At 37.6% G+C, this 12,071-nt stretch carries 9 protein-coding genes; all 9 read right to left on the reverse strand.

The window, feature by feature from the left end:
- Positions 1-16: 16 nt before the first annotated feature.
- Complete coding sequence (locus A5889_RS05380; protein WP_176372837.1) at positions 17-1,978, reverse strand: DUF7657 domain-containing protein; 1,962 nt, start codon at positions 1,976-1,978, stop codon at positions 17-19.
- A gap of 42 nt (positions 1,979-2,020) precedes the next feature.
- A complete protein-coding gene (locus tag A5889_RS05385) occupies positions 2,021-4,165 on the reverse strand; it encodes a glycosyltransferase family 2 protein (protein ID WP_087641097.1) in 2,145 nt (714 codons plus the stop codon).
- Between the two features lie 105 nt (positions 4,166-4,270).
- Positions 4,271-7,414 (reverse strand): glycosyltransferase, encoded by a 3,144-nt coding sequence (locus tag A5889_RS05390; protein WP_087641096.1) that lies wholly within the window; start codon positions 7,412-7,414, stop codon positions 4,271-4,273.
- Positions 7,404-8,621 carry an ABC transporter ATP-binding protein gene (locus A5889_RS05395; RefSeq protein ID WP_087641095.1) on the reverse strand — a complete coding sequence of 406 codons (1,218 nt, stop codon included), beginning with the start codon at positions 8,619-8,621 and terminating at the stop codon, positions 7,404-7,406. The genes A5889_RS05390 and A5889_RS05395 overlap by 11 nt, the downstream gene beginning before the upstream one ends.
- A 50-nt stretch (positions 8,622-8,671) precedes the next feature.
- Complete coding sequence (locus A5889_RS05400) at positions 8,672-9,466, reverse strand: ABC transporter permease (RefSeq protein ID WP_087641094.1); 795 nt, start codon at positions 9,464-9,466, stop codon at positions 8,672-8,674.
- A gap of 150 nt (positions 9,467-9,616) precedes the next feature.
- Positions 9,617-9,961: a hypothetical protein gene (locus A5889_RS05405; protein WP_087641093.1), complete on the reverse strand. Its 345-nt coding sequence runs from the start codon at positions 9,959-9,961 to the stop codon at positions 9,617-9,619.
- Positions 9,961-10,302 carry a DUF2304 domain-containing protein gene (locus tag A5889_RS05410; protein ID WP_087641092.1) on the reverse strand — a complete coding sequence of 114 codons (342 nt, stop codon included), beginning with the start codon at positions 10,300-10,302 and terminating at the stop codon, positions 9,961-9,963. Before A5889_RS05410 ends, A5889_RS05405 begins: the two co-directional genes overlap by 1 nt.
- On the reverse strand, positions 10,302-11,030 hold the full coding sequence (locus A5889_RS05415; RefSeq protein WP_087641091.1) for a glycosyltransferase family 2 protein: 729 nt from the start codon (positions 11,028-11,030) through the stop codon (positions 10,302-10,304). Before A5889_RS05415 ends, A5889_RS05410 begins: the two co-directional genes overlap by 1 nt.
- 128 nt (positions 11,031-11,158) lie before the next feature.
- Positions 11,159-12,001, reverse strand: a complete 843-nt coding sequence (gene rfbD / locus A5889_RS05420) for a dTDP-4-dehydrorhamnose reductase (protein ID WP_087641090.1) — start codon at positions 11,999-12,001, stop codon at positions 11,159-11,161.
- Positions 12,002-12,071 lie beyond the last annotated feature (70 nt).

Genomic DNA, 12,071 nt, shown 5'->3' on the forward strand with positions numbered 1-12,071 from the left:
CAATAAGCGTATGTGGTCAATAACTCACTTTATAAATATACGCATTATTTGTATCTGGTCCGTATAATTGTTTCACTTGGATTTTTTCTGTAGCTAATTCATCGATCGTTTCGTAGGTGACTAGATAACGAATGTTGTATTTCATCAAATCTTCCAAGCTCAATCGTACTTTGAATGCATCTGCATGAAGTAATTCAAATTGAGGTTTTTCTGTGCTGATTTCAACGTAAATGTGAGAGTAACGATTATAAACCTTTTCATATTTCCCATTAGGATCAAGTGGTTTCCATGAATCCAAATTGGGTGTAAAAGCTGTTCCATTAAAATTATGAACTCCTAGCATAGGTAAGAAAGCATGCATCATACGCTCTCCAGCCCACAATTGCCCTGGATCTTCTTTTTCGATTGCCATCACTTTCTGAGCAATTTGTTTATCGTAAACAGGACTAACCCCTTTGCTGACTGGATTGACTGTCGTCCCTCCAACTAATACTGCAGCAAGCAATACTAAAGAAAAAAGGTATTTTCGCTGATTCAATAATAAAACGATCAATAGTCCTGCAACTAGAAGCGTCCAAATAATATCCATCCGGCTTAAATACAATCCTAGATTTCCCTTATAGAGTGAAAAGAAATACAAACCTAGATTAATTACAATGATCGGTACTTGCCATTTAAATGCTAGTTTTTTCTGTTCCCATGCGTATTGAATAAACCAAATACTCAATAAAATCGCTGCAAAGCCAAACGCTAGATTCGCTCTTTCTTCTGGAACATAAGAATACATCGTGATTTTAGCAAGAATTGTTGGAAAACGTAGGCTCATCCAAACTATATTGAATAAACAGAAAACAAATAGCAAAAAGCCGTATAAGTTTTCTTTGATTTTTTTGTAAAATACCCAAGGTGAGACGAATAAAATAACAAAGAAGAAGTGATAAAAACTACTTAATTCAGAGTTGTTTTCATAAACGACATCTTTAAATGACATTTTCCAATTGACTAAAAAGTTGAATAGATCCTTTTTAGCAAAGTCACCACCAAGACTCACTCGGTTCCCCGGATAGATCGTATGCATCACCCGCATCAACGAATCCCATGATGTAACAAGTGAGACACCGACGATGATTCCTGTCATCACTACAGCTAAACTGATAAACAGAGCGTCAAATTTATCTAATTTTACTTTCTTACGAAATTCGAAGAAAAAGCCAAGTAAAAATAATAAGATCAAATAACCGAAAGGCACTTGAAGAGCCGGATACAAGACTAAAATAAATCCGGAGGCACATAATGCAGCTAGTATAGCACACAATAAACGCACCCATTTTTTTTCATGAGCATAGAAATAATTATACATACCTACTAAAAATCCAAAAGTAAAGAACACTAAATCTCCTACTGGAGAAACAAACCACCATTGAATCGCTGCTGAAAATGGAAGCCAGACACTGGTCAATAAAGCTAGATACTTATTACGCTTAGTCAAAATCAAACCCATTTCAAAAGACAGCAGCATCAATCCGATCAGTTTTAATCCCCAATACCAAGACAATCCCCGCTCTTTCCCTAAAAGAACATAGCCCCAAGTAAACGGTTTTGCCAATGTAGCTAAATTCAATGCAGGTGAATTATAACCGATGACCATATCTTGCCCATCTACTGTGATCACTTCATTGTGATTTTTTAATCCTGTTTGTGTTTGTGATAAGCTGTAAGGGGTTTGCACCATCCATTCATCTGATCGAATGGGCCTTGGTTCTCCTACGATCACACTTTCACTATTACCATCTTTAGCATAATCTGAAACATATTGGTCCCACATCGCCAACGAACTGCCATGGATTTTGAAAACCAGCATCAAAATGAATACGAGCAATGCAATGATGAATCGTGCTCTGATGATTTGATCAAGTGCAGTTTGGATCCCTTGTTTGATCGTACTATTTTGCTTATGTTTTGCTTGATGTATCTCCATTTTCTAACTCCATTTCCTAGTCATAACTCACTTTTTATTGCACTAATTTCGATAAGAAAAATTCGGGATCTCTCTAGTCAAGTTTGGATTATAAAACGGATCATTGTCGATCAACCCTGCCCATTTTTGCTCCATCATTGCTTTTTCCTGTTCAAATCGTTTTTTCTTTTTCCCTTTATCGTCATAGCCTCTAGTTTGAGATTCAAAATGATAGAGTTCCGCTTCATGAAGCCAAACATTATCACGGCCAAGCTCTTTGACTTTTAAACATAAGTCTACATCATTGAATGCAACAGTAAAATCTTCGTCAAAACCTGAAACAGCATCAAAATCGCTTTTTTTCATTAATAAGCAAGCTGCCGTCACTGCTAAATAGTCAACATTCAACGCTAATTTTCCAAAGTAACCTAAATCTCCGTGAGGATATCCATAATGTCCATGCCCTGCGATTCCACCAAGTCCTAAAATAACTCCAGCATGCTGGATCGTATTGTTTGGATATAGCAGTTTTGCACCAACACAGCCGACCCGTTCCAACTGTCCAAATGAAACCATCAAAGTCAGCCAGTCTGCATTGATCACTTCTGTATCGTTATTTAGGAATAATAGATATTTTCCCTTAGCATCTTTAGCAGCAATATTGTTGATCTTAGAGAAATTGAACGGAATGTCGATCGTCGTCATTCGAAAACGTTCTTGAAGCGTTTCTTCAAATGACGCATAAAGTTCCTTCATCTTCTCATCTGTGCTGCCATTATCTGCAATAATGATCTCATAATTTTTATAGGTCGTTTTTTCGATGATCGAAGTGACACAACGTTTGACGTCATTATACCCATTTTTAGTAGGAATAATGATCGAAACTAGCTCTTGAGTTTCAATGTCATAATAAACATCATACAAGCCATTGGCACGACCATGCTTTGCATGTCCCTTGATACCGCGACGCGTCAAGGCATCCTGGACGGCTTTCAAGCCAGCTTCAAAAGCATACCCTTTTGTGGACTGATCGACCGCAGTTGATGTCGGCAGCATACGCCAATGGTACAGAACCTTTGGAATATGTTTGATTCGGTCAGCTGATGTTTTTTCGGTAAAACGAAGGACTAAATCATAATCCTGAGATCCTTCATAGCCTTTTCTGAAGCCGCCAATTTCTTCGAGTATCGTTCTGCGGTATACACCTAAATGAGAAATATAATTTGTTCCTAACAGTAGATCCGGTGACCAGTCCGGTTTAAATGACGGATCTGAGCGATTGCCTTCCATATCGATCTTGTCTTCATCACTATAGAGCAAATCAAGCTCTGGATTTTCGTTCAGTGCTTTGACCACTTCATAAAAAGCAATTCTAGGTAACTCATCATCGTTATCTAAAAGAGCGACAAACTCACCTGTTGCAAGCTCAAGAGCAGAATTCGTTGCTTCTGAAATATGTCCATTTTTTTGTCTAAAAAAGACTTTGATCCGTTTATCTGATTCCTGATATTCTGTCAAAAGCTCTTTGACTTTAGGATCAGTAGAAGCGTCATCTGCCATACACAATTCCCAATTCGTATAATCTTGAATCAAAATCGAATCAATGCAACGACGCAGCCATTTTTCCTCAACATTGTAAACGGGCATCGCAATCGAAATTTTCGGCTGATAATCAAAAGCTGCGATTTCCTCCTTGATTTGATCAAAATCAAACTGCTCGTTTCGCTCCAACCAGCTAGGATACGAGGACTGTCTGCGGATTTTTTCGATCTTCACACGCTGGATCGTGCCTTTTAGACCATTTCTTTTTAGATAACTGATTCCTTTATGTACATTAATCATCAATCGAGCCATCTTGTCTTCTGTTCCAGGAATCAATGGATGTTTCTTTCCTAAATCGATCCATTGAGAATACTTTGTTTTATCTTCATTTGATGTAAAACAAATTTCCAGCTTATCTTTCTTTAATAAGCCTTCTAGTTTGATCTCAAATCCAGCTAAAACAGACGTATCCGTTTCATAAATCTGGTTTACATCTTCTCTCAGTACGCGCTTGATATCGTAAGAAGTGACCTGCTCTTGATTGATAACCGAAATTTCCGGACTGGTATTTGTTTTCGTATCCAAAGCCCAACCGGTGATCGTTAAATTATTGGTTTGTTTCTCTCGATAGATACTATCAATAATGACTTTGATCTCATCGCTCATGATTTGTTCTCCTTATAATTTAAAGGTTTGACAGCTATTATTTTTTGGGCTGCTGCCCTTAAAATAAATAATAGCTGTCGTTATCTTTATACTTGAAATACGATTCTATAATCGCTTAGGATTTCTATATTTGTCCATCATTTCTGCTTCAGACCATTTGCTCACTAACTCTTTGAAGTTGCCTTTTTTATCAATACTCTTGATTTTTTCATCTGCCTTAAAAATAGCATATGAACAGTAAATGACCGTTTTATCTAGTTTATTAGCAAATTGCAAGGATAAGTCTGTTCCCATCAGATCTTTCCCTAATCCTTCATCGATTCCTGAAACAGCAAGGTAATCTGCCTTTCTAAACACCATACATCTTTCTGATGCTGCCTGGATATTTCTAGGTAATGCGATTCGGTAGTAATAACCTAAGCTCTTACCTGGCGTTCCTTCTTCTGGATACTGTAGACGTTTTTTCTCTAAATCGATCGACATCCCTACATTTTCGATTCGATAGCGATAATCGACGATTCGACCCATGACGATACCTGAAGACGGTTGCTGTGCCATATTCATCATTTCAAGCAGCCAGTTACTTTTAGTTGGGACAAGACCTGCATCTAAAAGAACAATGTATTCACCTGAGCTTGCTTTGATCAAAGCATCTCTTGTTTGCCCTTCATGATAAACAAGTTTATTGCTTGTTGACTGAACGCTTGACTTTAAGGCTTCCGGTAAGATGATTTCATAATTCTCGTAAATTGTTTTTTCAAGAATTTTTTTCAGATAATCATTGATATCTGCTGTGTCATTTGTGATGATCACTGAAACTTTTGGTACAGTTTCATACGTATAATTGACCTTATATGAGCCATAAAACTCGGCAATCTCAACGTTGGCTTTGATCCCACGGCGGTCCATCGCCGCTTGCAGGGCTTTTTGACCAGCAACATAGGCATATCCTTTACTTTCAGGATTCAAGGCCGTTGACGATTCGATCGCACGCCAATGGTACATCATCCCTGGAATATGTGCGATATTCTCTGCATTTTCTGTTGCACGTAACACGAAATCATAATCCTGTGCACCGTTAAATTCTGTATTTAGTCCGCCAGTTTTTTCTAAAACTGAACGTTTGACTACCACAAAATGAGTAATATAATTATGATTCAAAATCAATTCAGGGTTCCATTTAGATTTGTAAAAAGCATTGAAACGTTTGCCGCTTTCAGTAACTTTGTCTTCATCAGTATAAATGAAATCGATCGTTTGATCTTCATTCAGCGCTTTGACTACTTCATATAGTGCTTGCGGCGCAAGCTCATCATCATTATCCATAAAGCCGATATATTCACCCGTTGCGATCGTCAATGCTGAATTGGTCGCTTCAGAGATATGGCCATTTTCTTCACGGTAGATCACTTTGATTCGATCATCTGCATCCGCATATTTTTTTAGTAATGGTTTGATATAAGCACTTGGGGACGCATCATCAGCTAAACAAAGTTCCCAATTTTCATAATATTGGTTTTGAAGAGAAGAAACACAGGCATCCAACCATTTTTCTTCTACATTATAAACTGGCACAGCTACTGAGATTTTTGGCTGATAAGTAAATGTTTTGATTTCCTCTAAAATAGCCGTTGCATCGACAGGTGTTTCTAATTGTTCTTGACGTTTGAAGTACCATTTCATTGATCCAACTAATCCTCTTGTTTGGATCGAACGTAATGCACGTTGAACTTTTCCACCTGGTTGTACCATATTCGGTTTTTCTAAACGATACTGTAATTTTCGGCCATTATTGGCAGCAACATTTAAAATATATGTTGGCTGATCTTCCGGATCTTTGACCTCGATCTCAAAACCGTAATCCTGATCTCCTTTTAATTCAAACATATCGATCACATCACGACGATATTCTGTCGTCACAGCATATTCAATCGCTGATTCAGCCGTCACTTCAAAAGTAACAGGCAGTTTATCTTCTCTAGAATAAGCCCAGCCACGAATGACCGTCTTTTTTTCTTCAACGTGCCGAACGATATCATCGATGTTCAATGAAACGAACGAATCAAATTTGCTGATCGACACTTTTTTATATTTACTCATTTGTTTTCCACGCACCATCGACTTCTTATTTTTTAATTCATTTTGTTCATCTCTTTTTTCAATTGCGTAATCGATCAGCTCATGAACGATCTCAGAAAATTCGCCTTCATATCGGTAATCAAAACTAAGCGTCATTGGTTTACCTGCGATCGTTTTATCGTCGATCTCCATTACTGGTACTTGATCATCTGAAAAGAAGTAGCGATTTTCTTTCACATAAACGGCATTCGTTGCACTTGGTTTGATTTCCACATCAGACGAAGTCATTGAAATATCGACAACAGCTCCTGTCATGCTTGGAAAAATTTTCAACAGTTTAATATTTTTAGGAATATCGATCGTGAATGTTTTATTTTCACCTGTGACATTGTTTATTTGAATGTCAAACTCTGTTTGTTCTTCTTCACCACAATCATATAAAAAATGGATATTTTTACTATAGCTTGAGTTTTCCGGAATGATTCGAATGGGATTATCTACCGCTTTTGCACTAAGTGCATAGAAATACTGATATACTTCGCCGAATGGACGAGCTTTAAAAGCCGCTCGTGCCTCTACCGGTAAGTCTTCATAGGTCGAATCAAGTTCATTATAACCGACTTGATTGATCGTAAAGTCTTCTTTAACGATAAATAAGCCTACCTCTTCAAAGACTTTTTCAAAGCCGCTTTGAACAAAGAAAGACTTGTGGGTGGCGTCCAATAGACCTGTTTCACGCCAATCTAATTTATTATTGAATAGGTCGATCAGGACAGAATTATGCGCCAAGTTAGGGAAGGTAATCAGAATTTGACCTTCCTCGCTCAAGAAAGGTTTCACTTTCTTCAACGCGCTTTTTGGGTCCATCAGATGTTCAAGAACATCCGCGAAGATAATATAGTCAAAGGTTTGTCCTTCAAAATAGTTTATCCAAGCCTCTTCGTCGATGTTGCCGTAAAATCCGTCAGTTGCAAATTCACTTACATGGTCGAAAAGCTCTTTGTCCAGCTCAACGATCGAAACTGAACAATGCTTTTCTTCCATTAAATATTTCGTCATTCGGCCATTTCCTGGTCCGAACTCTAAAACATTACTATTTTCTTTTATTTGAGCGACGATTTTACCAACACTGGTACTCTCATCCACTTCCATCTCAAAATCATACTTCATCTTTAATAGTATCCTTCCATTCATGATCTAAAATGACAATGCCTTCGCCTGCATAGCGACCGCTAATAAACATGTTCAGGTATTTCGTTTTATAAACCAAAGGTACTGTAGCGTGTTCTTCAAAGAAAGCAATATCAAAATAATATTCTCCCGTTAAAAGTGACATTTTGCCATATTCTAAATAAAAAACATTTTTACCTTTCTTCCAAGGGATCTTGATTTCATCCAGTAAGGTATTTAGTCCGCAAACATAATTGTTATCTACAGTTCGAATCGCAACACCGCAGACAGGTGACTTGATCGTATCGTTTTTGACGGTATATTCGATCTTCAATATCACTTTTTCATCTTGAGTAACGATATCTAAAGGCTCTAACGCGCTATTCAGTAAAGTTGCTTTCTCGATCTCGATGATATCTGGAACCGTTTCTTCATTTTGGATCGTTTTTTCCCGATCGACCGTTTTGATCGATTTTTTCTTTAAGAAGTTTTCGTAATTCGTCGTGACATCCATCGTATCACCAGACTCAACTATCTCACCATTTTTCAGCCAAAAAGTCCGGTCACAAAAACGGCGAATTGAATTGACATCATGAGACACGAATAAAATCGTTTTACCAGAATTTTTGATTTCAGTGAACTTCTCCATACACTTCAGCTGAAACTCCAAGTCACCAACAGCAAGCGCCTCATCTACGATCAAAATATCTGGATCGACATTGATCGCTACCGCGAACGCTAAACGGACAAACATCCCGCTTGAGTATGTTTTGACCGGCTGATACAGATGATCACCGATATCTGCGAATTGGATCACGTCATCCACTCGTTCTTCCATTTCTTCTCGCGAGAATCCAAGGACCATCCCGTTCAAAAAGATATTTTCATATCCGGAATATTCAGGATTAAAGCCTGAACCTAATTCTAGCAATGCTGAAATTTTTCCATCGATTTTCATTGTTCCAGAAGTCGGTGTCAACACGCCTGTGATAATTTTCAGAATCGTTGATTTACCTGAACCATTTTCACCAACAAACCCGATCATTTCTCCTTTTTCGATTTGCATCGTTACATCTTTCAATGCATAAAAAAGGTCGTGATAGCTCTTTTTAAGCGGATTAAGTGCTTCTTTAAACCGATCTGACGGCTTTTTGTACATATTATATGTTTTTGTAATATTTTGTATATCGATTGCATACTCTGCCATGATTTACTCTCCTTGTACTTACCTGTCCGAATCTTCCGTCTCAGTAATGATTATAATACATCTGAAAAATGCGGTTTTAGGCGTCTAAATACAACTGAACCTGCTAATAAAAGAATGATCGTAAAGCCCCAGAAATACAGGCCGTATTGCCAGTGTTCCCAGAACCAGGGACCGTTTGTAAAGGAATCTCGATAGCCCTGAACGACATAGTACAGAGGATTGATTTTTAAAAGCTTTTCAATCCAACCGCTTGGTGACCAAAGAATCGGCAAGGTCCACATGATCGTTTGCATCGCCACATTGATAAACTGCATGATATCTGGTAAAAAAGGCTGTGTTGAGGCCGTTAACCAAGTCACGCCTGTTAAAAAAATGATCAGACAGAACAAATAATAGATTAACTGCAAAGCTTTCAATGTTGGGAAAATACCACTCAATGAAGTGATTCCGAAACCGATCAAGATAAAAAATAGATGGGTATACAAACTAGATAAAATTTTTGACGTTGGTAAAATTTGTACATTAAAAACGACTTTTTTTACCAAATAGCTATACTCTCTAAACACATTGGTCGCCGACAATAATGAATCAGAGAAAAAGAACCACGGAATTAGTCCCGTTACTAAGTAAACGATAAACGGATACGATTCGTCCGCTCCCCGCGCACGAATTTGTGAAAATACAAACCAGTATGTCAACACGGTCACAAGAGGTGTAATGAACGCCCACACAATCCCCAGTGCAGAACCTGCATATTTTGATTTAAAATCGTTAAATGAAAACTGAACCAGCAGTTTTCTATTCTCAAAGATATTTTTAAAAATCGATAGTGTCGCTCGTATCATTGACTCTTTTCCTTTCTTATTTCCGTTGCTTGATATTCTTCGTTAAAAATAAGCTGCATAACATTACTAGTTTAAAGAATATGTACTCTTTTTTCAAGTTATGTAAGTATTTTCTTAAGATTTAAGCAGCCTGTACTTTTTTGAGCACAGCTATTTCGCTAATTGAATGATGACGATCCCCACAATGATCACTGCTGTACCGATCACGGTCCCCAAGGTCACTTGCTCGTGTAAAATTAGCTTTGAACCTAATAAAACAGCAATATTCGTACATGCAACACCTAATGGGACGATGTAAGAAACTTCCGATTTACTCACAATGACCATCCAAAGCACAAAGCTGAACATGTAACATAAAAAGCCAATGATCGTTGTTAACGACATTGAGAAGGAAAAAACAGCATTCGTAAAGTGGATCGCTGTTGCTTGCGATCCTAATTTCACCAAAATCAGACCTGAAGTGGATAAAACAACATATAATAAAAATAGTAGCATTATTTTTTCTCCTTTTTATCCTTTAAAATCGATAGTTCCTGAGTCAATAATTTAATTTGATTTTGCTGCTTGGACAACAATGCAGAGTTCTTGATTTCAATAAAAAGCAACACGAAGATCGCCATGATCAACAAAAAATTCGATGTCGTTTCAAATCCCAGCTTCCTGCTGAACCATTCTGGTAATTCAGGAAATACCGCAACTACGACCAAGCCAACAGAAATGATCAGCCAGCGAATCGCATTTTTTAATAAAAAAACATTTTTATTGATGGAACGAATAATATAAATAAAGAAAATCAATGAGAACAAAACCATCTCCACACGTAAAATGCCACTCATTAATCTCCCTCCCTCATAAAGCTTGATACAAGAATCGCCAAACTAACTTCAAACATGTAACGGACTGATGTAAAAGCACGAATCGAAGATTGTCCGCCGGAACGTTCTCTCATATCCGCCGCAACTTCTTTGATCGTAAATTTCTTTTTCAACAAATGAACCGTCGATTCCGGTTCAGGATAGCTCGTAGGATATTTCTTCGAAAAATAAGCAATGATTTCTTGATTACCAGCTCGATACCCTGATGTGACATCGTAGATTTTTTTTCCTGAAGAAAGATAAATCAAAAACGAAAGGATCCTGATTCCTACACGACGCATAAAGGTCGTTTGAAAAGCCGTTTTTTCATTTGGCAAAAACCGAGAACCAATCACAAAGTCTGCTTGCTTTTTAATGATCGGCTGTACTACTGCATCTAAACTGCGAATGTCGTGCTGTCCATCTCCGTCAAATTGTACAGCAATGTCATACTTATTCTCCTCAGCATAACGGTAACCGGTTTGCACTGCACCGCCGATTCCAAGATTCATGACTAAATGAACGGAATTGATCTGATGTTCATTTAAGATCATTTGCGTATTGTCCGTCGACCCATCATTGATCACAACGTAATCGATCGTATAAGAATAATTATCTTTGTGGTCTTCTTTGAATCGTTCGACCGAGTAGATCGTATTCAAAATCGTTTCTTCTTCATTATACGCAGGAATAATCAAAAGAATCCGCAAGATAAACCCTCCATCCAGTAATATACACTTTCTTTTTACACCTTTATTGAATACACTATATTTTACAACAAGAGAAGAAGTAATAGAAACAGATACTCACTTCTATTACTTGATCGCCTGTGTGCAGTCTATTTTTTTACTTGTTCTAACATTGACGCTAAGGCTTCTTGCCAAGTCGGAATAGTAAAACCTAGATTTTTTGTTTTATTTAGATCCATCACAGAATATTTAGGACGAATCGCTTTTTGTGGAAACTTGCTTGAATCTACAGGTAAAACGTCAACATCCTTGTCTTTTAAAATTTCCTTAGCAAATTCATACCAGCTGCAGCTGTTGTCATTTGATAAATGATACACACCATACGGCACTTTTTCTTTAATAGCAAATGTCATAAATTCTGCTAATGTTCTTGTCCACGTAGGGCGGCCAAATTGATCATCCACTACAGTCAATTGTTTGTTCGTTTCGGCTAAACGCTGCATGGTAAAAACAAAGTTATGTCCATACTGTCCAAAAACCCAAGAAGTCCGGATAATATAGTAGCTTTCCAAAATTTCTTGAACGATTTGTTCTCCTAATAGTTTTGTACGTCCGTACTCGTTTTGAGGATTAGTTGGATCGTCAGTCTTATAGGTATCTTCTTTTTTAGTACCGTCAAAGACATAATCTGTGCTTACATATACCAAGGTTGCACCGACTTTTTTTGCAGCAAGCGCTACATTGCGAGTCCCATCGACATTGATCTTTTCATCCAGCTCCTTGCCTTCATCTTCTGCTTTGTCTACTGCTGTATAAGCAGCACAATGATAGATCACTTCAGGTTTTAGATCAGTAATGAACGTCATCGTTTGTTCTGCATCCGTGATATCCATTTCTTTAGAATCTGTAGATACATATTCTAGTCCCTGTTCATCTAATAGATGGCGTAATTCTGTTCCCAATTGGCCATTTCCACCAGTTAAAAGTATCATTCGTAATTTCCTCCTTCAAAAACGATCTGCGTAAAAGTACTCTCTTTTACAGCCTTTGTCATTTCGTATT

Origin of the sequence: Enterococcus sp. 9D6_DIV0238, from assembly GCF_002174455.2 — a bacterium.
In the GTDB taxonomy this organism is placed as follows: domain Bacteria; phylum Bacillota; class Bacilli; order Lactobacillales; family Enterococcaceae; genus Enterococcus_L; species Enterococcus_L dunnyi.